Here is a 22,567-nt window from a genome sequence, read left to right on the forward strand (position 1 = left end):
GCAGCCTCCTGCCGGCGCTGCACCTGGGCTTCCACCAGCACCCCGGCCGCAAAAACAAGGGGAACAGCAACCAGAAGGGCGGTTGCCGTCTCTGCGCTGCCGCCGATCAATGCCGTGAAGTTGCTGACCACCAGGAACAGGATCCATCCCAGCAGCAGCGCCGCGAGCGTCGGGGCAACCAGCGTCTGCCAGAGCTGGGCACCGGCGCGTTCACGGCGGAAGAAGCCGACGACGGCGGTCGAGCAGAGCATGTACAGCACCAGGAGTGCCGCTACTGCCAGTCCGCTGAACCAGGAGAAGAGCGTCAGGACGGGATCCAGCGCCAGGATGGCGAACGGCGCCACCAGGACGACGGCGGTGGCGGTCTGGATCCAGGCAGCCACGGCCGGTGCGCGGTGCCGGTTGGTCCGGGCCACGATGGCGGGCATGGAACCGCGCAGGGCCAGGGAGTGCAGGTAGCGGTTGATGCCGTTGTGGAAGGCAATGATCCCGGCGAGCAGCGAGGTGACCAGCAAAACGCCGGTGACCACGCCGGCCCACGGACCGAAAAGCTCCACCATGGGCCCCAGGACGAAGGTGGTGGCATCGCCGGATTCGAGGGCGGCGCCCGCTGCGTCCATGACCTGGGACGGGCCGTAGTAGCTGACCAGCATCCAGGAGATGAAGGAGAAGAAGACCGCGATGACGCCCACGGACAGGTAGGTTGCCCGGGCCACGGTGCGGTGCGCGTCCTTAGCCTCGGCCGAATAGATGGCGGTGGATTCGAAGCCGAACATGGAGGCAACGGCGAACATGATGGCCACTCCGGGTGCACCGGCAGCGATGGCTTCCGGAGAGAAGGAGGCCGCCACACTGATGCCTTCGGGGCCGCCGCCGCTGAACAGGACGGTGAAACCGAACAGCAGCAGCACGGCCACCTCAAGTCCCACCAGCAGGGCCAGGACGCGGGCACCGAGTTCGATGTTCAGGGACCCGAGCACCTGCACTCCCGCCATGGTGGCCAGGGCCAGGAGCCACCAGGGCACGTCCAGGCCCGTCGAGGCGAGCAGGCCGGAGAAGACTGCCCCGTAGAGTCCGTACATGGCAGCCTGGACGGTGTTGTAGGCAAGCAGCGCAAGCCAGGCCGCCCCGGCACCGGTTTTCCTGCCGAAGGCGGCGGTGACGTAGGCGTAAAAGGCGCCGTTGGCCTGGATCCTGCGGCTCATGGCCACGAAGCCCACGGCAAAGATGACGATGACAATGCCGACAATCAGGTAGGCGCCCGGGGCGCCGGCGCCGTTGCCAAGGGCCGCCGCGAGCGGGGAGGCGCCCACAATGCCCGTCAGCGGTGCCTGGGCGGAGAGGACAAAAAAGAGGATGCCCATGACGCCGATGCTCCCGGCGCGCAGGGCTGTGGAATGCTCCCTGGCCGGAGCGTCAGTGGTCCGGGACTCGGAATTCGAAATACTCATTGGATCCTTCTTAACGGTCATGAGTGTGGGGAAATGCTGTGAAATCCAGCTTGGCAGCGGGCGGCCCGGCGGCTTTGTCCGCCAGCGATCAGTTCTTGTCGGTCAGCGCAGTGCCGGATGCGGCGGCGGAAAGTGCTGCCGCTTCCAGGGCAGCCTCCATGCCACTTTCGATGGCGCCGTCGATGAATCCACCCCAGCCGTTGGCGATGTCCGAGCCGGCGAACAGGATGTTGCCGTGTGGTGCCTGCAGGGCGGCCAGGTGCGCGGAGAGGAAACCGGTGCGGTGCATCGGCCAGGTTTCGCCGGCCAGCGGGTCGGACACCCAGTCATGGGTGGCCACGTCCACCACCTCGGCGCCGGGCACCAGACGGTTAAGGTGCGCCTGGACGGCGGCCGGGTCCGTGGCGTCGATGTTCGAAGCGTCCGGGCCGAAGCCGACGGCGATCGTGTCGCCGTCGAGCGTGTATTCCACCTGGAAGAAGTTCAGCGCCCAGTCAGCCTGTCCCAGCGCGACAAACGGCGCATGCTCGCCCCGCAGCCGGATCCAGACCTTGACGCCTTTGGACACCTGCCCGCGCCTGGCTCCGTCCGCCTTGGCGGGCGGCAACGGCGGCTCAAAGGCGATACAGGGCAGGACGTGGAGCGGGACGGTAACGATGGCGGACCGCGCGGAGATGGTCCTGCCGTCGGAACTGCGGACGGTGACGCTGCCGCCGTCGTCCGAAATTCCACCCACGGTGAAGCCGTAGTCAATGCCGGCTCCGCTGTCCCGGAGGATGGACTCCGCGAGGGCAGCCGTCCCGCCCTCGATCTTGTAGGTGGCGCAGGCCTCGAAGTTGACCGCCCAGTCGCCGTTGGTCAGGGCTACCCAGCGCAGGGCCTGCGTCAGGGCGGCGTCTTCCAGTGGACCGTTGAAGTTCAGGGCCCAGAATGACTCAAGGATGTCCCGGGATGAACCTGCCGGGAACTGTTCCCTGATGCGGTCCTGGACGGAAATGTGGTCGATCTCCTTGAAAGCGTCCCGGCCCAGTGGCCGGAATGGTTCGGGGAAGTACTCGCGGGAGTCCTTCACCAGTTCATGGTTGTACTTCCCGATCAGCTGCAGGAGGGTGCCGGGGGCACCTTCCTGGCGGCCGCCGTCTGCCCACCAGAAGGCGCGCTCCGGCTCCGGACTTGCGACCGTGCCCAGGCCATAGCGCTTCAGCTCAGCCCAGACATAGGGCTGCGTCCAGTGGACCCATGTTCCACCGATCTCCAGGTTGCGGCCGAGGCGGTGGTCCAGCCACGTCCTGCCCCCGATCCGGTCGCGCGCCTCTACGATATGGACCGAGAAGCCCTGCCGGGTAAGTTCGCGTGCCGCGGTAAGGCCGGCGAACCCGGCCCCCACCACGATGACGTCCGACTTTTTTCGGTCAATGTCCTGCTGCTCCATCACCATGGCCCCTAGGAATAGACGAAGAATTCGATGGTGGGTGCCAGCACGGCCCAGCGGGTGCGCACGCCCTTGTTGAATGACGCCGAGCTTCCGGCAGTGAGCTCGTAGGCCTCGCCTCCCTCAACCTCTATGCGCAGGTGCCCAGTGAGGATGTGGATGGTCTCATCGGCCTCCATGATCAGGTCAAAGGGGTCCGGCGCTTCGGACGGGTTGACGTGCCAGTAGCCGCAGGCGAGCGCTTCGCGGCCGCCCTCGCCGAATCGGCGGACCCACTGGACCTGTCCGAGTTCGAAGGGTTCATTCTTGGCCTGATCAAGGGTCGAGGACGTGCTGAAGGCAGGTGCGATGGTCATGAATGGCTCCAGGGGGACGGGCGGGATGCGCCGGAAGGAAGTGGTTCATCCGGCTCGGCGTGTGATTGCCGTCACGGATGGTGAATTAATCTAAGCAAGTGCTTAGTTTTAAGTCAATAGCCGCCGTCGGCCGCCACGCAGGTGGCTAGAATCGACGGCATGGCCCCTTCCTCCGCCCCAGCCTCCCCGTCGAAGTACGGCAAAGGCCGCGAAGCGCTGCTTCGGGCCGTTGTGGATGTGGTGGCGCACAAGGGCCTTCGGGGACTCACCTACCGGGCAGTGGCAGAGGCGGCGGGAGTCAACAACACCTTGGTGGCACACCACTTTGGATCACGTGACGCGCTGATCGCGGCCGCCCTGCAGTGGGCTTCCGAACAGTCAATTGCAGCCTCCCGCCTGCGCGATGCGGCGCAGCAGGAGGCAACGTTCACCGAGGCCCTGATGGACCTGCTCCTCACGGACCCCGAGCTGCAGGTATTCCAGTACGAGATGATCCTGGAAGCCAGGCGGCGCCCGGAGCTGGCAGGACCGGTAGCCGCGCTGTACGAGAGTTACGTTGACGCCCTCGCCGCGGGACTTGAGGCTTTTGGAGTCACTGCACATGTCCGCGTCGTCGCCCGCACACTGTTCGCCGCCTTGGACGGGCTGGTGCTGCAGTACCTGGCCGGGGTTTCACGGGAGGAGATTGCGGCGGCCCTCGAGGAGGTGCACCAGGTGGTCATCCTCCGGCGGGATGGTGCAGCCGCTTCCGGCCTCACCTGACCCTTGTCCGGCCCGTCCCCTCGTGGACTGACGGCACTCCGGCTGCTTTAACGCGCAGGGCCCCTGCCGCCGCGCAGTTCGCGCGGCCGCAGGGGCCTTTCTGTTGCTGTTCAGTTATGTCACATGCCTGCTTGCGGCGTGGCGAAGGCTAGCGAAGCACCACGGTCCTGTTGCCCTGCAGGATGACCCTCCCCTCGCAGTGCCAGCGCACCGCGTTGGAAAGGGCCTTGCATTCGGTGTCGCGGCCGGCGGCCACGAGGTCTTCGGGTCCGTAGGTGTGGTCCACTTCCACCACCTGCTGGGCGATGATTGGTCCCTCGTCCAGCTCCGCGTTGACGTAGTGGGCGGTGGCACCGACGGTCTTGACCCCGCGGGCGTAGGCCTGGTGGTACGGCTTGGCACCCTTGAAGCTGGGCAGGAACGAGTGGTGGATGTTGATGGCGCGGCCGTCCAGCTTCCGGGTCAGCTCGTCGCTGAGCACCTGCATGTAGCGGGCCAGCACCACAAGCTCAACATCCAGTTCGTCCACCAACTCCAGGAGCCTGGCTTCGGCCTGGGGCTTGGTATCGGCCGTCACCGGGATGTGGTGGAACGGGATGCCGTGCCACTCCGCGAGTGCCTGGTGGTCGGTGTGGTTGGACACCACCGCAACCACCTCCATGGGCAGCTCGCCGATCCGGGCACGGAACAGCAGGTCATTGAGGCAGTGGCCGAACTTGGACACCATGATCAGGACCTTACGCTTGGCTCCCTGGCGTTCCAGCTGCCACCGCATGGCGAACTTCTCAGCTACAGGGGCGAAAGCTGCCCGCAGCGTATCCGCTGTGGAGGCATCGCCGTCGGACGCAAAGTGCACGCGCATGAAGAAGTGGCCTTCGGAGCGTTCGCCGAACTGCTTGTTGTCGATGATGTCGCAGCCATGCTCCAGGAGGAAGCTGGAGACCGCATGCACGATGCCGGGCGATTCCGGGCAGTCGAGGGTCAGCACATGTTCCACCGTGGTGGACTGCTGCGGGGCGGGGATGTGGGTTTCAGTAGCGGTCATGGCTCAGCACTCGATCACATTCACGGCCAGGCCGCCTCGGGAGGTTTCCTTGTACTTGGTTTTCATGTCAGCTCCTGTGTCGCGCATGGTTTTGATGGCCTTGTCCAGGGAGACCTTGTGGCTGCCGTCCCCGTGCAGGGCCAGCCGGGCCGCGTTGATGGCCTTGACGCTGGCGATGGCATTCCGTTCGATGCAGGGAATCTGCACCAGCCCGCCCACGGGATCGCAGGTGAGCCCGAGGTTGTGTTCGATGCCCACCTCGGCGGCGTTCTCCACCTGCGCAGGCGTTCCGCCCAGCACCTCGCACAGCCCCGCGGCCGCCATGGAACAGGCCGAGCCCACCTCGCCCTGGCAGCCCACTTCGGCTCCGGAGATGGAGGCGTTCGTTTTGAAAAGGATCCCGACGGCGGCTGCCGCCAGGAGGAAGCGGACCACACCGTCGTCGTCGGCTCCCGGAACAAACTTTACGTAGTAGTGCAGTACCGCCGGCACGATGCCGGCCGCGCCGTTGGTGGGAGCGGTGACGATCCGCCCGCCCGCGGCGTTTTCTTCATTGACGGCGAGGGCGAACAGGTTCACCCATTCCATCGCCAGCAGCGGGTCCGCGGGGGCCTGGACGGGCGACGGCGATGCTGCCGCGGCTTCCGCGCTGGCAGCCGCGGCGGTCAGCGTCCGGAACAGCGCCGGTGCCCGCCGCGTCACGTTCAGCCCGCCGGGCAGGATGCCCTCCGCGTTGCAGCCGTTCTCCACGCACTCGCGCATCACTGCCCACAGGCCCAGCAGCTTCTCCCGCAGCTCGGCCTCCGTGTGCCAGACCAGCTCGTTGGCCAGCATGACGTCGGAGATGGACATGCCTTCGCGGCTGCAGATTTCCAGCAGCTCGTCGGCGGTGCTGAACGCGTACGGCAGCACGGTGTCATCCGCCACTACCTTGTCCGCACCCGCAGCGTCACCGTCCACCACGAAGCCGCCCCCAATTGAATAGAAGCTCCGTTCACTAAGCACGGCTCCGGTGTGGTCCAGCGCCCGGAACGTCATACCGTTGGGGTGGGCGGGAAGGGATTTGCGGCGGTGCAGGACCACGTCCTCATCCCAGTTGAAATCCACCCGGTGGGTGCCGGCGATGTGCAGCTCGGCGTCCAGCGCGGCGGCCGCCACCTGGTCGTCGGCGGTGAAGGTGTTGACGGTTTCAGGTTCGAGGCCCTGCAGCCCCAGGACAACCGCTTTGTCCGAGCCGTGGCCCCGCCCCGTGGCGCCCAGGGAGCCGAAAAGTTCCGACTGGACGCGCACGGTGGAGCTGAGCTGCCCGTCGCCCTTCAGGCCATCCGCGAAGAGTTTGGCCGCCCGCATCGGGCCCACCGTGTGTGACGAGGAGGGCCCGATGCCGACAGAGAACAGGTCAAGGACGCTGAGCGCCATCAGGGGACCTCTGGCGAGGCGTACTCCCGCATCGCGTCCAGGAGCCACCGGCCCAGGAACTCGGCGAAGGACGCCCTGGGGAAGATCCGGAAGGACTCCTCGCCGGTCTTCCAGAGGATGGCGGGGATGTTGGCGATCTCGGTGGAGACGGCGGTTCCGGCCTTGAACTCCCGGGGGTGCAGGTCCAGGGAGCAGCCCTTCTCAAGCACTGCCCGCCCCTGCGGACCGGTCAGTTCGAAGGTGGTGCGGTTGGCGGAGAGGTCCACCACCTGGCCTTCGCCGTCGCCCAGTGCGTCCTGCAGGGCACGGATCAGGTCGCCGCCCAGGGATTCGTGTGCCTCGGTGGGTGCCACCACCAGGAACTCCCCGGGTCCCAGCCACAGGACGGAGGTGTCACCGTTGCCGGCCACGTCACCGGACCGGGCGGGCAGGCCGCCGGTGACCGAGGCCAGCCGCTGGGCCGTTTCGGTGCCGGCACCGGCGCGGAGCCCCACCATGGTGAGGAAGGGCAGCTCGGACAGTTCCACGGTGCCCGCCAGGGAGCCGGCAGCGAAGGCGTCCTGCAGCTGCTTCGCCGGGCTGACGCGGACGGCAAGGTTCTTGTCTGCGAGGTTCTTGGCAGAGGTCGGGGATGCTGCTGTTTCAGCCATCTTTACGGGTCCCTTCGGGGTCAAAAAGCACTGTTTCTGCGACAACGACGTCCACCAGCTGATCGCCGGCTGCTGCCACGAGGGTCTCGCCGATGCGGTTGCGGCCGTTCTTGATCAGGGCCAGGCCGAATGACCTGCCCAGTGCTGCGCTGTGGTAGCTCGAGGTGACGAAGCCTTCCATGGGCACCGGCCCGTAGGCCGGATTGGTGGAACGGCCCTTTTCCACGAGCTGGGTGCCTTCGGGCAGCCGCAGGGTGCCGTCCACCGGAAGGACGCTGACCAGGTGCTTGCGGTCTTCACGCTGCGCGTCCGCCCGGGAGTAGGAGCGCTTGCCGATGAAGTCCTTGGCCTTGGAAACGATCCACTCCATGCCGGCGTCCTGCGGGGTGACGGTGCCGTCCGTGTCCTGCCCGACGATCGGGTAGCCCTTTTCGGCGCGCAGGACGTGCATGGTTTCGGTGCCGTAGGGGGTGATGTTGAATTCGGCACCGGCTGCCGCAACGGCTTCCCAGGTGTTGAGCCCGTACCAGGCCGGGATGTTGATTTCGTAGGCCAGTTCACCGGAGAACGAGATCCGGCAGATGCGGGCCCGGACGCCGGAGGCGAGGGTGGTTTCCCGGAAGGTCATGAACGGGAAGGCCTCGGTGTCCAGGCCTCCGTTCGCGGCCAGCTCCGGTGCCACCTTGGCGATGACCTCGCGGGACTTCGGCCCGACGACGGCGATGGTGTTCCACTGTTCGGTCACCGAGGTGCAGTGCACATCCAGTTCCGGCCATTCCGTCTGGAGCCATTCCTCCAGCCAGTCCAGCACCTTGCCGGCTCCGCCGGTGGTGGTGGTCATGAAGAAACGGTCCTCGTCGAGGCGCAGGGTCACGCCGTCGTCGAAGATCATGCCGTCCGGTGTGCACATGACGCCGTAGCGGGCGGAGCCGGGGGCGAGCTTCTTGAACGCGTTGGTGTAGATCCTGTTCAGGAATTCGCCCGCGTCCTTGCCGCGGATTTCGATCTTGCCCAGGGTGGTGGCGTCCATGAAGCCCACGGAGTCACGGACTGCGGCGCATTCGCGCAGCACGGCGGCGTCCATGTCCTCCCCGGCCTGCGGGTAGTACCACGGCCGCTTCCACTGCCCCACATCCTCGAACAACGCGCCCTTGGCGACGTGCCAGGGGTGGATGGAGGTGATGCGTGCGGGGTCGAAGAGTTCGCCGCGCTGGCGTCCGGCCAGCGCCGCGAACGCAACCGGCGTGAACGGGGCGCGGTAGGTGGTGGTGCCGATGTCGCCGATGCCGCGGGACGCTTCGCCGGCGGTCCGGAGTGCGGCGGCGATGACGCCGATCGCGTTGACGCCAGAGGTCTTGCCCTGGTCGTTGGCGGTGCTGATGGAGGTGTAGCGCTTGATGTGCTCCACCGAGCGCATGCCGGCGCCGGTGGAACGGAGGACATCCGCCACGGACTGGTCACGCTGGAAGTCCACGAAGTGGTGGTGCCAGTCGTCCGGCGTGCCGGTCTCGCCCGGCACCAGCCACAGCTGGCGGGTGGGGGCAGACGCTGTCGGCCCGCCCAGCGGGGAAGGTTCGACGGCGGAGGTGAAGCCGGCGCCGATGGCCGCCTTCGCGCCGGCGGAGACGCCCTCGGCGAGGCAGTCAGCGGTGTCGAAGGAGCCGCGGCCGGAGCCGACGATCTGCTGGTTCGGCACCTCGGTGCTGGGGACGAAGGCGGCCAGGGCGTCGTCCCAGCGCAGCTTGCCCTGCCGCTGGGAGTGCAGGTGCACCAGCGGGCTCCAGCCGCCGGACACTGCCAGCAGGTCGCAGGCTATCTGTTCGATGCCCGAGGTGAGTTCGCCGTCGTCGCTGATGCTGCGGACGGTCACGCCGTCCAGCCGGCCTGCGTTCGCTCCCTCATCGGTGGCGGCGCTGGTGTTGGCCACGGCGCTGCCGATCAGCACGCGGGTGCCGGCCTCGACGGCGGCGGCTGCCACGTCCGTGAGCTTGGGACGGGCGTCCACCACGGCGGCGATCTTGACGCCGGCGGCGCGGAGGTCGGCGGCCAGAGCGTAGGCGCTGTCGTTGGTGGTGCTGATGACCACGCGCTGGCCGGGGGCCACGGCGTAGCGGTTCAGGTAGCTGCGGACGGCGGAGGCGATCATGATGCCGGGGCGGTCGTTGTTTTCAAAGACCAGGGGACGCTCGTGAGCGCCCGGAGCCAGCACAACCTGCTTGGCACGGATGTGCCAAATACGCTGGCGGGACACACCGGGGGCGGCCGGGCTGGAGAGGTGGTCCGTACGGTTCTGGACGGCGATGACGTAGTTGGCGTCGTAGGCGCCGAACGCCGTGGTGCGGTTCAGAACGGTGCATTCGGCGTTGGAGACCAGCTCGGCTTCCACGTCCGCCACCCATTCCAGGGCGGGCTTGCCTTCGACCGTCTCACCCAGTTCCGCTGCCGTGGAGCCGGAGAGCAGGGCACCGCCCAGTTCGGGCTGGTCATCAAGGAGCATCACGCGGGCACCGGTGCGGACGGCCTCACGGGCAGCGGCCAGGCCGGCGGGGCCGCCGCCAATGACCAGGACGTCGGTGTGGACGTACTTCTTGTCGTATTCGGCGCGGTCCTCTTCGGGGTCCAGCCGGCCGAGGCCGTTGAGCAGTTCGGCCTTCAGGCCGTCCACCAGGGAGATGGTGGTGGCGGGAAGCATCGATTCGGCAACGTGGCCGGGGAAGCGCGGGGCCACCTTCACCAGGGCGTTGGGTTCCTCGACTCCGGCAGCCAGGATGCCCCGGGGCCGGTCCTCGTACAGCGAGTTGCCGACCGCGACGCGGCCGTTGGCGAGCAGCGCGGAAGCCAGCGTGTCCCCGGGGTGGCCGGTGAATTCCTCGCCGTCCACAGTGAAGCGCCAGGAAATGGTGCGGTCGATGCGGCCGCCGGCGGCGAGGCGGGCATTCTGGGAAGTCACTTGGTTGCTCCTTCCGGGGCGGTGGTGCTGGCAGGTGTTGTGCTGGTGCCTGAGATGTCGGGCGCCGCGGTTCCGGTGGTGGTGCTGTCAGCAGCGGTGCTGGCAGTTCCGGATTCGGCGGTTCGCGGGGCTGCCCGGTCGGGCCGGGGCGTGCCCATCGGGTAGATGGCCTGGATGTCGTAGCTGACGGTGTCGCGCAGCATGTTGAACCACTGGCGGCAGCCGGTGCTGTGGACCCAGCGCTCGGCGAAGGTGCCCTTGGGGTTCTCGCGGTAGAAGAGGTACCGGGACCACTCCGTGTCGTTCAGTTCGTTCGGGTTTTCCGGGTAGGCCACGTGGGCCTGGCCGCCGTAGTGGAATTCGGTTTCATCCCGGGGGCCGCAGTTGGGGCATGAGATCAGCAGCATGTGCGTTGTCTTTCTGTGGAGGCGGCGGCTAGTGGGCTACGGCGGCGGCGCCGTGTTCGTCAATGAGTGCGCCGGTTTCGAAGCGCTCCAAGGAGAACGGCGCGTTCAGCTTGTGCGGGAAGCCCGTGGCGATGTTGTGCGCGAAGGTCATGCCGGCCGCGGGCGTGCCCTTGAAGCCGCCGGTACCCCAGCCGCAGTTCACGAACATGTTCTCCACCGGGGTGTTGCCCACGATCGGGGAAGCGTCCAGCGTGGTGTCCACGATCCCGCCCCAGGTCCGGAGCACGTGGGCCCGGGCGAAGATGGGGAAGAGTTCGACGGCGGCCGCCATCTGCTGCTCGATCACGTGGAAGGAGCCGCGCTGGCCGTAGCCGTTGTAGGAGTCCACGCCGGCGCCCATCACCAGTTCGCCCTTGTGGGCCTGGGAGACGTAGACATGCACGTGGTTGGACATTACAACGGTGGGGTGGACCGGCTCGTGCAGCTCGGAGACCAGTGCCTGCAGCGGGTGGGACTGGATGGGGAGCTGGAAGCCGGCCATTTCGGCCAGGACGGAGCTGTGACCGGCGGCGCACAGGCCCACCTTTTCCGTGTTGATGGTGCCGCGGTTGGTCTTGACGCCCACCACGCGCTCTCCATCCTTGACGAAGCCGGTGACTTCGCAGTTCTGGATGATGTCCACGCCCAGCTCGTCGCACTTGCGGGCGAAGGCCCAGGCCACGTGGTCGTGCTTGGCGATGCCGGCACGGGGCTGGTAGGTGGCGCCCATGACGGGGTAGCGGATGTTGTCGCTGATGTTCAGGATGGGGCAGAGTTCCTTGACCTGCTGCGGGTCCAGCCATTCGGCGTCAACACCGTTGAGCTTGTTGGCGCCCACGCGGCGCATGCTTTCACGCACGTCGCCGAGGGTGTGGGCCAGGTTCATCACGCCGCGCTGGCTGAAGAGGAAATCGTATTCGAGTTCCTCCGGCAGGATTTCCCAGAGCTTGAGGGCGTGCTCGTAAATGGCCGCGCTCTCGTCCCAGAGGTAGTTGGAGCGGATGATGGTGGTGTTCCGGGCCATGTTGCCGCCGGCCAGCCAGCCCTTTTCCAGGACGGCGATGTTGGTCATGCCGTGGTTCTTGGCCAGGAAGTACGCGGTGGCCAGGCCGTGCCCGCCGCCGCCGACGATCACGGCGTCGTAGGAGGACTTGGGCTCGGGGTTCCGCCAGAGGAAGTCCGGGTGCTCCGGAAGCTGCTGGGTGCTCACTGGGCGGCTCCAATCAGGTCTGCTTCAACACCGGCCAGGGCGGCATCGTCGTTGAGGTGGGGGTAAAGGGGGAACTGGTCGGCAAGGGCGGTGACGCGGCTGCGGAGTTCGACGGCGGTGTCCTCGGCCAGGGTGCCGCTGCCGGCTGCCGCGATCAGGGCCGTGGCGATGATGTCCGCGACCTCGGTGAATTCGGCGGCGCCGAATCCGCGCGTGGCCAGGGCAGGGGTGCCGATCCGGAGGCCGGAGGAAACCATCGGCGGGCGGGGGTCGAAGGGTACTGCGTTGCGGTTGACGGTGATGCCGATCCGGTGGAGGGCGTCTTCGGCCTGCTGGCCGTCGAGCTCCGAGTTGCGCAGGTCCACGAGGACCAGGTGGACGTCCGTGCCGCCGTTGACCACGGAGATGCCTGCGGCTTCGACGTCGGACTGGAGGAGGCGCTCGGCCAGCAGCTTGGCACCCTGCAGGACCCGCTCCTGGCGTTCCTTGAATTCGGGCGATCCGGCGAGCTTGAAGGCCACGGCCTTGGCTGCAATGACGTGCTCCAGCGGGCCGCCCTGCTGGCCGGGGAACACAGCGCTGTTGATCTTCTTGGCGTACTCCTCCTTGGCCAGGATGACGCCGCCGCGCGGTCCACCCAGGGTCTTGTGGGTGGTGGTGGTGACCACGTCCGCGAAGGGGACCGGGTTCGGGTGCAGTCCGGCGGCAACGAGGCCCGCGAAGTGGGCCATGTCCACCATCAGGTAGGCGCCAACGAGGTCGGCGATGCGGCGGAATTCGGCGAAGTCCAGCTGGCGGGAGTAGGCGGACCAGCCGGCGACGATGAGCTTGGGCTTGTGCTCCAGGGCCAGGGCTTCCACCTCGGCCATGTCCACCCGCAGGTCGGATTCACGGACGTGGTAGGGAACCACGTTGTAGAGCTTGCCGGAGAAGTTGATCTTCATGCCGTGGGTGAGGTGGCCGCCGTGGGCCAGGGAGAGGCCCAGGATGGTGTCGCCCGGGTTCAGCAGGGCAAACATCGCTGCGGCGTTGGCCTGGGCGCCGGAGTGCGGCTGCACGTTGGCGAATTCCGCACCGAACAGGGCCTTGACGCGGTCGATGGCGAGCTGTTCCACGACGTCCACGTGCTCGCAGCCGCCGTAGTAGCGCTTGCCGGGGTAGCCCTCTGCGTACTTGTTGGTCAGGACCGAACCCTGCGCCTCCATGACCGAGGCCGGAGCGAAGTTCTCCGAGGCGATCATCTCCAGGGTGTTCTGCTGCCGCTCCAGCTCCTTTGCTACAGCGGCGGCAACATCGGAGTCCACCTGGGCGAGCGAGGCGTTGAGTACGTTCTGCATGTTTCTCCTTCAGAGGCCCTTCGGGTTACTGATCAACAACTGACCTGTAACTGATATATTAGAACTGACGTAATAGTATGTTCCACATCACGCAGGAGTCAATAGGAACCATGGAGAGCCTCGTAATGAGCCTGACGCTAGAGAACCATCTGGAGGGCGGCGGGGATCTCTCGCTGGCCGAGCGGGCCTACCGGCATCTCCGGGACCGGCTCATCATGCTGGACATCCGGCCCGGCGAAGCCATCAACGACGGCAAGCTCGCAGCCGAAATGGGCATCGGCCGCACCCCCGTCCGGGAAGCCTTGAAGCGACTGGAAAGCGACCACCTGGTGATCTCCTACCCGCGCCGGGGCACCTTCGCCACCGTTGTGGACATCACCGAGCTGGCCGACGTTTCGGAGCTCCGGGAATCGCTGGAGCCCCTCGCCGCGCGGCGGGCAGCCAAGCTCGCCACGCCCGCACTGCGCGCCGAGCTGCGCGAAACTGCGGCCGCGATTGCCCGTATGGCCGCCGCCGAGGATCCCTACGACCTGATGCGGTATGACATCAAGGTCCACCGCCTTATCTACCGTGCCGCAGCCAACGCGCATCTGGAAGATGTCCTGATCCGCTACGACAACCTGGCCACCCGGATCTGGTGCATGGTGCTGGAGAAGGTGCCCGCGGTGTCCGAGCACATCTCGGAGCATGTGGAGCTGCTGGAAGCCATTGCCGACGGCGACGCCGACCGGTCCGGCAAGCTCGCGCTGGAGCACGTCACCAGCTTCGAACACGCCATCCGCGCAGTCCTTTAAGGAACCTTCAGCGGTTAACCGCCCGCCGCTGCGTCAGGGGTCAAGCCGCCTGCGGAGGAGGCAGAACTCGTTGCCCTCCGGGTCTTCCAAGACGTGCCACTGTTCGTCGCCGCTCTGCCCTACGTCAGCCGGCCTCGCGCCGAGGGCGAGCAGCCGTTCCAGCTCGGCGGCCTGGTCCCGGTCCACGGGATTGACGTCGATGTGCAGGGGAAGCCGTCCGGTCCGCGGATTGCTGCTCGGACTCAGGATGATGGTGGGCTGCAGGCCGCCAAAGCCGGCGGGCGGGCCGATTTCGATGGCACCGTCCTCCCGGTCCAGTTCGACATAGCCAAGGACGTCACTCCAGAACTTTGCCAGCAGTTCGGGGTCGGCACAGTTCAGGACCAGTTCGCTGATTCGGCATGACATGAGAGCCAGTCTAGGTTCGGGGGGCCCGCGGGAGGAATGCGCCAGGTTCGCGCCTGACCTGCGTCAGGGCCGACTCGATGGCACCTTTGACCACCACCTCCGCTCCGAAGGTACTTGCAACCAGGTCCGGGAGGGGCACGCCGGAATCGGCGGGCAGCAGGCAGCGTGCCTGTTCCAGGACAGGTTCGATGGCCCGGGAGATCCCGCCCGCGATGATGACGCGTTCAATGTCCAGGAGGCTGGAAAGCACAACAGCAATACGCGCCAGCCTGGCGCCGAGCCGGGCGATGATGTCCCCTGCGAACGGATCCCCCTCCCGGGCTGCCTGGAACACATCCTCGGCGTTGATCTCCCCCTCGGGTATGTGGCGCAGTGTGGATTGTCCGCCGTGGGAGTGGATCCGCGAGCGCGCCCACTTGCGTGCCAGTGCCCCAAACCCGTCCGTGCTGCCTTCGTCGGGCACGAACTTGCCGGCGGTAATAGTGTCGAGGAACCTCATCTCGCCGGCGCCGCCCCGCGGTCCCCGCAGCAGGCGACCATCGACGATCAGGCCGGCGCCGAACCGCTCCCCTGTCAGCAGTGTGGCCAGGTTGGCTGACGGATTGTGTGCACGTTCGGCAATGGCGGCGAGGTTGGCGTCATTTTCGACAACCACCTTGCCGTGAAGGTGCGAGGCGAATCCGGAATTCATCAGATGCCAGAATTCTCCGTCAGGAGAATTGCCATGGGCGTCGATCGGCGCGGGAACGCCGACAACCGTAAGTAAAACGTCGTCCACCTCGTGTCCGCTGTCGTGGAGGGCCAGGCCGATCAGCTCCCGTGCAGCCGCGCAGCGGCCGGAGCGCCCGAGCATCTTCGAGTCAACGTTCTGGCGGCGCAAACCCAGCTCACGGCCCCGCAGATCCGCCACGATGGTGGTGAAGTAGCTTTCCCCGGCGTCCAGTCCAACAACCACACCGGCAGCCTCACGCAACTGGTAGCGGCGCGCCGGCCTGCCTTTGTTGGTGCGGGCCGCGGCAGCACTGTCTTCCACTTCCTCCAGCCAGCCGGCGTCGACCAGGGCATGGCAAACGCCGAGCACCGTCGCGCGGGTCAACCCCGTCACCGCCATGGCTTCCCCGGCTGTGAAGACTTGCTCCTGCAGGGCAAACCGCAGCAACGCATCGGAATTGATCTGCCGCAACAATTGCGTCGAGCTCGCGGTGGTCTCCTTCATCCCTTGACGATATCCCCACGATGCCTCATCCTCGTATAGGACTTAAATATAAGATCCAAATAAACTCTGTGAGACCCTGAGGAGCCGATGTTGCCACCTTTGCCGTCCAGAGGGACGCGAGTCTCCCGACGCACCTTCCTTGCCGCTGCCGGGGGCACACTGGCCGCTTTCGGCCTGGCAGGGTGTGCTCCGGGAGGAACCCGTCCCACCATCACGTTCCACCAGTCAAAACCGGAGGCCGTGCCATACTTCCGCGATCTCGCGGCGAAGTTCACCGCGTCGCAGGACCGCGTCCGCGTCCTTCATGACATGGCGACAAATCTTTCTGCCAGCTTTGTACGCAGCAGTCCGCCGGACCTCGGTTGCCTCAACTACAACCTTGAAATGGCCCGGTTCATGGAGCGCGGCGCCCTCTCCGACCTTTCCGATCTCCCGGCAGCAGCTTCCATCCGGAACGACGTTCTGGACCTCACGAACTGGTACCCCACCTACCCGGGCCGTACGAGCGTCATCCCCTACTCGGTCATGGCCGCCTCGGTCATCTACAACCGCCGCATCTTCGAGCAGAACGGGCTGGCCGTTCCCACAACCTGGGACGGACTGATTGAAGTATGTGAGGTGCTGAAGGCCGCGGGCATCACGCCCATTTACGGGACCTTCCGCGACCCCTGGACCATCGCGCAGGGCCTGTTCGACTACACGGTGGGCGGCATGGTCAACGTGCGCGAGTTCTATAAAACAATGCACGGGATCGGCGAGGATGTCGGACCGGATTCCGAAGTGTCGTTCCAGAAAACGATGCTCGAGCCAGTGCAGCGCATGGTCCAGCTGACGTCCTACGTCAACCCCGATGCGTCGAGCCGAGGCTACGGTGACGGCAACACCGCCATGGCGCAGGGACAGGCGGCGATGTACTTCCAGGGGCCGTGGGCCTTCGGAGAAATTGAAAAGGCGGGGACCGATGTGGATCTGGGCACCTTCCCACTGCCAATGACCAGCAATCCCGCCGACCTGAAAGTCCGCGTTAACATCGACCTTTCGCTTTGGGTTCCCGAAGCCGGCAACGCACAGGAGGGGGCCCGCGCCTTCCTCCAGTACCTCATGCAGCCGGAAATCCAGAACTCCTACAATGCCGAATTCCTGGGATTCGGCACGGGTAAGGACGCACCGGCGGTCACCGACCCCCGAATCGTTGAGATGCAGAAGTACTACGACGAGGGCCGTTTCTACATGGGTGCCTCACAGTTCATTCCAAACTCGATTCCCGCCGCCAACTACCTCCAGTCGATCATCGGCGGCGCCGACGCCGAGAGCACGCTCCGCCGTATGGACGCCGACTGGGCGCGCCTGGCTTTCCGCGCGTGATCACACTTCCAACGCACGAAACGAGGACCTTTCATGTCATCGACGACTAAGCCTTCCCCTCGAGCGGTGGTGACGGCCCCGGCAGCGGTGAGAGCGGCAAGAGCGCGCAAGAGCCGCATCGATCCGCTGTACTACTTTTTCCTGTTTCCTTCGCTCTTAATTTTCACGCTCGCCGTCACGCTGCCGGCCATACTCGGCTTCGTCTACAGCTTCACGAACTCCGTTGGCTTCGGCGACTTCGACTTCATCGGCATCCGAAACTTCATAGCGGTGTTCCAGGATGAGGGGGTCCTCAGCGCCTACGGCTTCACGCTCGCCTTTGCGCTCGTGACCGTCATCGTCGTCAACATCGTGGCCTTTTTCCTGGCTCTGGGACTCACGTCCCGTGTCCGCTTCCGCGCCGCACTGCGCACGGTATTCGTTATCCCCATGGTGATCTCAGGCATCGTCATCGCGTTCGTCTTCCAATACCTCTTCTCGAACTCGCTGCCACTCCTGGGCCAAGGCATGGGAATCGAACCGCTGGCGACGAGCATCCTCGCCAACCCCGAACTCGCGTGGCTGGCCATCGTCTTCGTCACGGCGTGGCAGTCGATTCCGAGCGCGATGCTGATTTACATCGCTGGGCTCCTCACGGTTCCCGCCGAGGTTTACGAGGCAAGCTCCATCGACGGAGCAACGCCCTGGCACAACCTGCGGCACATCACTTTGCCGCTCGTCGCCGGGTATGCAGTGATCAATATGGTCCTTGGTTTCAAGAACTACCTCAACGCCTACGACATCATCGTGGGCCTTACCGACGGCGGCCCGGGCGTCGCTACACGCAGCGTCGCCATGTCGATCTTCCGCGGCTTCGAAGGCGGCGACTATGCCTACCAGATGGCCAACGCCGTGATCTTCTTCCTCATCAGCATCGTCATCGCACTCATCCAGCTTCGCTTCACTCGTGGCAAAGGAGGGATCGCCGCATGAGCAGCGCACCCAGCACCATCCCAGCGGGATCCGCCGCCGCCGGAAAGAAGCAAAGGATCCGCGCCGGCCATGAACGCAGCAACTGGCCTGCCACCATCGTCCTGATCGTCTGCACGCTCAGCGTGCTCGTGCCGCTCTACGTCACCACCAGCATGGCGTTCAAAACCACCGGCCAGGCTGTGGACGGCAACGCCTTCTCGCTGCCAAGCCCGCTGACGTTCGACAGTTTCGTCCAGGCATGGACGCTCACGAACTTCCCCCGCGGCTTCGCGATCTCCGTGTTCGTGTCCGTGACCGCCGTAGCGGGGGAAATCATCGTCTCGGCGCTGGCAGCCTACGCGATCGTGCGCAACTGGGACCGCCGGCTCTTCCGCTGGTCCTTCTTCTACCTGCTCGCGGCAATGTTCATCCCGTTCCCCGTCGTGGCACTGCCGCAGATCCAGCTCACCGGCCTCGTCGGTCTGGACAACCCGCTCGGCGTCGCGATCCTGCACATCGTCTTTGCCCTGGCATTCAACACCATGCTGTTTACCGCGTTCCTGCGCTCCATCCCGCTGGAGCTGGAAGAAAGCATGCGCATCGACGGCGCCGGCACCTGGCAGGTGTTCTGGAAGCTCATCTTCCCCCTGCTCGCACCCATGAGCGCCACTGTCGGCATCTTCGCTTTCATCGCCTCATGGAACGACTTCATGATGCCGTCGCTCATCATCTCCGACCCGGAACTGCAGACCATCCCGGTGCTGCAGAAGATCTTCCAGACCCAGTTCAGCAACAGCTACAACGTCGCCTTCGCCTCCTACCTCATGGCGATGGCGCCCGCGATCGTCGTCTACCTGTTTACCCAGCGCTGGGTCATGTCCGGCCTGACCCAGGGCGCCGTCAAGTGACCCCGGCCGCGAAACCGACCTCCAGGAAAAACGCAAAGGACCCAGTCTTGCCCTCCATCGCCACCACGGCAACCAGCACCGAACCCAAAACCATGGCCGACCCCAACTGGTGGCGCCAGGCCTCGGTCTACCAGATCTACCCCCGCAGCTTCTCTGACTCCAACGGTGACGGCATCGGCGACATCAACGGCATCACCGCCAAGGTCCCGTATCTGAAGGACCTGGGGGTCGACGCCGTCTGGCTGAGCCCGTTCTACCCTTCAGCCCTCGCCGACGGCGGCTATGACGTGGACGATTACCGTAATGTTGACCCGCGGCTCGGCACCCTCGAGGACTTCAGCCATATGGCATCCGCCCTGCACGCCGCAGGCATCAAGCTGATCGTGGACATCGTCCCCAACCACTCCTCAAACCGCCACCAGTGGTTCCAGGAAGCCCTGGCCTCGCCCAAGGGGTCCCCGGCCCGCGACCGCTACATCTTCCGGGACGGACTGGGCCACAACGGTGACCTGCCGCCGTCGGACTGGGACTCCGTGTTCGGCGGTCCCGCATGGGAGCGCATCACAGAACCTGACGGGACGCCCGGCCAGTGGTACATGCACATCTTCGCCAAGGAGCAGCCTGACTTCAACTGGGACAACCCCGAGGTCCGCGAAGACTTCCTCACCACCCTGCGCTTCTGGTCGGACCGGGGCGTGGACGGCTTCCGCATCGACGTCGCCCATGCCCTGACCAAGAACCTCGAAGAGTCCCTCCCCAGCAAGGCAGACCTTGAAGCCCAGGGCGAGGCGCTTTACCTTGCCGGATCGCATCCGTACTGGGACCGCGACGAAGTCCACGGGATCTACGCCGAGTGGCGCAAGGTCTTCAACGAATACAGCCCGCCGCGCACCGCCGTCGCCGAAGCCTGGGTGCACGCGGACCGCCGTGCCCGTTATGCCAGCCCGGAGGGGCTGGGCCAGGCCTTCAACTTCGACCTGCTGCAGGCAGACTTCGACGGCGCCCAGTTCCGGAAGATCATCACCAAGAACCTCGCCGAGGCCGAGGCTTCCGGCGCTTCCTCCACGTGGGTGTTTTCCAACCACGACGTCGTCCGGCACGCCACCCGCTACGGGCTCCCCGTGCCAGGGCCCTCGGCCGAGGGCGGGATCATGGCCGGCGAGGCCGGCAAGCAATGGTTGCTCGCCGGCGGCAAGCAGGAAGACGTCGACGCCGAACTCGGCCTGCGCCGCGCCCGCGCCGCATCGCTGCTGATGTTCGCCCTTCCGGGCTCTGCATACCTGTACCAGGGCGAGGAACTGGGCCTGCAGGAAGTCGGCAGTGAAATCCCCGACTCCCAGCGCCAGGACCCGGCCTTCTTCCGCAACAAAGGCGTGGAAATCGGCCGCGACGGCTGCCGCGTCCCGTTGCCATGGACAGCCTCGGGTACCTCGTTCGGTTTCGGGGTAGGCAGTGCGCACCTGCCGCAGCCCGAATGGTTCGCCAGCTACTCCGTGGAAGCCCAGGAGTTGCAGGAGGACTCAACCCTGTCCCTCTACCGCCGCGCATTGGCCCTGCGGTCACAGCTGCAAACCGCCGAAGCGCTGGAATGGCTGGAAACCGGGAGGACCGACGTCCTGGCCTTCCGGCGCCCCAACGGCTGGATCTCCGTCACCAACTTCGGGATGGAAGCCTTCGGACTGCCCGACGGCGAGGTCCTGGTCTCCAGTTCGCCGCTCATGGCAGGTTCCCTGCCCGGGGCAACTACTGCCTGGCTCCAGGCGTAGCCGGTGAAACCTCCCGTGTCCGCTGCCGCGTCCTGGTCCAGGTATAGGTCCAGGTCAACGCGCGGAAGTGTGGCGTGGAATACTTCCCTACAGGTGCTGCCGGAACCGCCGGCGGAAGTGGGAAAGGGCCGTGGGCATGCAGGAATCCGTTAGTGCGGACGAAATGACCCGGCAGCATGTCCTCACGGCGCTTTTCCGCGAACGGACGGCCGGGCTCAGCCCGGACCCGGTCTTTGACCGAAGGCTGGACCGGCATCTCCCACAGCTGACGGAACTGTTTGGCTCCCTGTACGGTTCCCGGCCGGATTGGCAGGAACAGCTGGCATCCTTGGTGGTCCAGAGCGCCCGGTTCTGGCAGGAGCGCCCGGCTCAACTCAAGGAGCTGGACGCGGAGCGGGAAGGCAACAGCGGCTGGTTCCAGTCCAACACCTTGCTGGGCGGGGTCTGTTACGTGGACCGCTACGCGGAGAGCCTGGAGGGAGTGCGGGCACGCATTCCCTACTTCAAGGAGCTCGGACTCACCTACCTGCACCTGATGCCGCTGTTCCTGGCCCCCGAACCGCACTCCGACGGCGGCTACGCGGTGTCCAGCTACCGTGAGGTCAACCCGAAGCTGGGCACCATGGAGCAGCTCCGCTCGCTGGCGGCCGAACTCCGCAGCAACGGGATCAGCCTGGTGGTGGATTTCATCTTCAACCACACCTCTGACGAGCATGAGTGGGCCCGGAAGGCGGCCGCAGGGGACCCGGAGTACAGCGATTACTACTGGATTTTCCCGGACCGGACCATGCCGGACGCCTTCGAGCAGAATGTCCGGGAGATTTTCCCGGAGAACCATTCAGGCTCGTTCATCCAGATGGAGGACGGGAGGTGGGTCTGGGCAACGTTCCACACGTACCAGTGGGACCTTAACTACTCCAACCCTGCTGTCTTCCGTGCCATGGCAGGCGAAATGCTGTTCCTGGCCAACCAGGGCGTGGACATCCTGCGCATGGACGCCGTGGCCTTCATCTGGAAACAGCTGGGCACGCCCTGCGAGAACCTTCCCGAGGCGCACACCCTGCTCCGGGCCTTCAACGCGGTGTGCCGGCTGGCGGCTCCGTCGCTGCTGTTCAAGTCGGAGGCCATCGTGCATCCGGACGAGGTGGCGCTCTACATCGACCCCGCCGAATGCCAGATTTCCTATAATCCCCTGCAGATGGCGCTCATCTGGGAGTCCCTGGCCACCCGGGATGTCTCGCTCCTGGCCCAGGCCCTGAAGCGCCGGCACAACATCCCCGAGGGGACGTCCTGGGTCAACTACGTCCGAAGCCATGACGACATCGGCTGGACCTTCGCGGACGAGGACGCCGCGGAACTGGGCGTCAACGGCTTCGACCACCGCCGTTTCCTCAACTCCTTCTACGTCAACCGCTTCCCCGGCAGCTTTGCCCGCGGCGTCCCTTTCCAGGACAACCCGCGCACCGGAGACTGCCGTATTTCAGGTACGACGGCGTCGCTGTGCGGCATGGAGGTCAACCCGGCCGAGGCGGTGGAACGGATCCTCCTGGCCCACTCGGTTGCCTTCAGCACCGGCGGCATCCCGCTCCTGTACTTGGGCGACGAGGTGGGCCAGGTCAATGATTACGGTTACGCGGATGAGCCCGGCCACGGGGATGACAGCCGCTGGGTGCACCGGCCGCACTACCCGGCCGCGCAGTACGCCCGGCGCACTGATCCGGCCACACCCGGAGGTGCCGTTTACGCGGGCCTGCAGCGGATGATCGAGGTCCGCGCGAACACTCCTGAGTTTGCCGGGACCACATTGATCGATTTCCAGACCCACAACCGGGGAGTCCTGGCCTACCAGCGGCCGGGCGGCGTGACCACGGGCGGAACCCGCATCCTGGCACTTGCGAACTTCAGCGACGTTCCCCAGTCCCTGCCCGCGGAAACCTTCGGCGGGTTCCTGCCCGCCGCCGTCGACCTTCTCTCGGAAGCCCGCCTGCACCTGGACGAAGGCGTCATGCTCCTCCCCCGGCAATACGCCTGGCTTCGCGTCACCCCGGTGTGACGCACCCTCCCCAACTGGGTAGCGCCAAGTGTCGTTTTGACAGCCCAT

At 65.9% G+C, this 22,567-nt stretch carries 19 protein-coding genes; 7 read left to right on the plus strand and 12 right to left on the minus strand.

Translation table 11 applies throughout. The annotated features are described in order from the left end of the window. The 3 genes from P2Q66_RS12185 to P2Q66_RS12195 all read right to left on the minus strand — a co-directional run. A partial coding sequence (locus tag P2Q66_RS12185; protein WP_275728377.1) for an APC family permease occupies positions 1–1,451 on the minus strand: 1,451 nt, incomplete at its 3' end. Between the two features lie 88 nt (positions 1,452–1,539). Further along, complete coding sequence (locus P2Q66_RS12190; protein ID WP_275728378.1) at positions 1,540–2,889, minus strand: NAD(P)/FAD-dependent oxidoreductase; 1,350 nt, start codon at positions 2,887–2,889, stop codon at positions 1,540–1,542. A 5-nt stretch (positions 2,890–2,894) separates the two neighbouring features. Then, entirely contained in the window at positions 2,895–3,239 is a 345-nt protein-coding gene (locus P2Q66_RS12195) for a cupin domain-containing protein (RefSeq protein ID WP_275728380.1), read from the minus strand. A 159-nt stretch (positions 3,240–3,398) separates the two neighbouring features. On the opposite strand from P2Q66_RS12195, the gene P2Q66_RS12200 reads away from it, so the two are divergent. Beyond that, positions 3,399–4,001, plus strand: coding sequence for a TetR/AcrR family transcriptional regulator (locus P2Q66_RS12200; RefSeq protein ID WP_079595312.1), 603 nt, complete (start codon positions 3,399–3,401; stop codon positions 3,999–4,001). Between the two features lie 148 nt (positions 4,002–4,149). On the opposite strand, the gene purU is transcribed toward P2Q66_RS12200, so the two are convergent. The 7 genes from purU to glyA are packed head-to-tail and all read right to left on the minus strand — an operon-like array spanning position 4,150 to position 13,058. Further along, positions 4,150–5,046 carry a formyltetrahydrofolate deformylase gene (gene purU, locus P2Q66_RS12205; protein ID WP_115523602.1) on the minus strand — a complete coding sequence of 299 codons (897 nt, stop codon included), beginning with the start codon at positions 5,044–5,046 and terminating at the stop codon, positions 4,150–4,152. A 3-nt stretch (positions 5,047–5,049) separates the two neighbouring features. Further along, on the minus strand, positions 5,050–6,465 hold the full coding sequence (locus P2Q66_RS12210) for an L-serine ammonia-lyase (protein WP_275728382.1): 1,416 nt from the start codon (positions 6,463–6,465) through the stop codon (positions 5,050–5,052). Then, positions 6,465–7,115 carry a sarcosine oxidase subunit gamma family protein gene (locus P2Q66_RS12215; RefSeq protein ID WP_079595315.1) on the minus strand — a complete coding sequence of 217 codons (651 nt, stop codon included), beginning with the start codon at positions 7,113–7,115 and terminating at the stop codon, positions 6,465–6,467. The genes P2Q66_RS12210 and P2Q66_RS12215 overlap by 1 nt, the downstream gene beginning before the upstream one ends. Further along, a complete protein-coding gene (locus P2Q66_RS12220) occupies positions 7,108–10,065 on the minus strand; it encodes a sarcosine oxidase subunit alpha family protein (protein WP_275728384.1) in 2,958 nt (985 codons plus the stop codon). Before P2Q66_RS12220 ends, P2Q66_RS12215 begins: the two co-directional genes overlap by 8 nt. Then, positions 10,062–10,472, minus strand: a complete 411-nt coding sequence (locus P2Q66_RS12225) for a sarcosine oxidase subunit delta (RefSeq protein ID WP_079595317.1) — start codon at positions 10,470–10,472, stop codon at positions 10,062–10,064. Before P2Q66_RS12225 ends, P2Q66_RS12220 begins: the two co-directional genes overlap by 4 nt. 28 nt (positions 10,473–10,500) lie before the next feature. Next, the gene (locus P2Q66_RS12230; protein WP_275728388.1) at positions 10,501–11,721 is read right to left on the minus strand and encodes a sarcosine oxidase subunit beta family protein; all 1,221 of its coding nucleotides are present in this window, start codon (positions 11,719–11,721) and stop codon (positions 10,501–10,503) included. Next, positions 11,718–13,058 (minus strand): serine hydroxymethyltransferase, encoded by a 1,341-nt coding sequence (gene glyA, locus P2Q66_RS12235; RefSeq protein WP_275728389.1) that lies wholly within the window; start codon positions 13,056–13,058, stop codon positions 11,718–11,720. Before glyA ends, P2Q66_RS12230 begins: the two co-directional genes overlap by 4 nt. Before the next feature lie 125 nt (positions 13,059–13,183). Here glyA and P2Q66_RS12240 point away from each other — a divergent pair, with 125 nt between their 5' ends. Continuing rightward, positions 13,184–13,852 (plus strand): GntR family transcriptional regulator, encoded by a 669-nt coding sequence (locus tag P2Q66_RS12240; protein ID WP_079595320.1) that lies wholly within the window; start codon positions 13,184–13,186, stop codon positions 13,850–13,852. Between the two features lie 33 nt (positions 13,853–13,885). Here P2Q66_RS12240 and P2Q66_RS12245 read toward each other — a convergent pair whose 3' ends face one another. Together P2Q66_RS12245 and P2Q66_RS12250 are read right to left on the minus strand one after the other, a co-directional pair. Continuing rightward, on the minus strand, positions 13,886–14,260 hold the full coding sequence (locus tag P2Q66_RS12245) for a VOC family protein (RefSeq protein ID WP_115523597.1): 375 nt from the start codon (positions 14,258–14,260) through the stop codon (positions 13,886–13,888). 10 nt (positions 14,261–14,270) lie between these two features. After that, on the minus strand, positions 14,271–15,476 hold the full coding sequence (locus P2Q66_RS12250; protein ID WP_275728392.1) for an ROK family protein: 1,206 nt from the start codon (positions 15,474–15,476) through the stop codon (positions 14,271–14,273). Between the two features lie 87 nt (positions 15,477–15,563). Between P2Q66_RS12250 and P2Q66_RS12255 the strand changes: the two genes are divergently transcribed. The 5 genes from P2Q66_RS12255 to P2Q66_RS12275 all read left to right on the plus strand — a co-directional run bounded on the left by P2Q66_RS12255 (position 15,564) and on the right by P2Q66_RS12275 (position 22,519). After that, entirely contained in the window at positions 15,564–16,841 is a 1,278-nt protein-coding gene (locus P2Q66_RS12255; RefSeq protein ID WP_275728394.1) for an extracellular solute-binding protein, read from the plus strand. A 33-nt stretch (positions 16,842–16,874) separates the two neighbouring features. Further along, positions 16,875–17,813, plus strand: a complete 939-nt coding sequence (locus tag P2Q66_RS12260) for a sugar ABC transporter permease (protein WP_275728397.1) — start codon at positions 16,875–16,877, stop codon at positions 17,811–17,813. Then, positions 17,810–18,700: a carbohydrate ABC transporter permease gene (locus P2Q66_RS12265; RefSeq protein WP_275728398.1), complete on the plus strand. Its 891-nt coding sequence runs from the start codon at positions 17,810–17,812 to the stop codon at positions 18,698–18,700. The genes P2Q66_RS12260 and P2Q66_RS12265 overlap by 4 nt, the downstream gene beginning before the upstream one ends. A 92-nt stretch (positions 18,701–18,792) precedes the next feature. Beyond that, a complete protein-coding gene (locus P2Q66_RS12270; RefSeq protein WP_275728402.1) occupies positions 18,793–20,466 on the plus strand; it encodes a glycoside hydrolase family 13 protein in 1,674 nt (557 codons plus the stop codon). A 136-nt stretch (positions 20,467–20,602) separates the two neighbouring features. Further along, a complete protein-coding gene (locus P2Q66_RS12275; protein ID WP_275728399.1) occupies positions 20,603–22,519 on the plus strand; it encodes an alpha-amylase family glycosyl hydrolase in 1,917 nt (638 codons plus the stop codon). Positions 22,520–22,567 lie beyond the last annotated feature (48 nt).

Origin of the sequence: Arthrobacter sp. Cr_A7 (assembly GCF_029222765.1) — a bacterium.
In the GTDB taxonomy this organism is placed as follows: domain Bacteria; phylum Actinomycetota; class Actinomycetes; order Actinomycetales; family Micrococcaceae; genus Arthrobacter.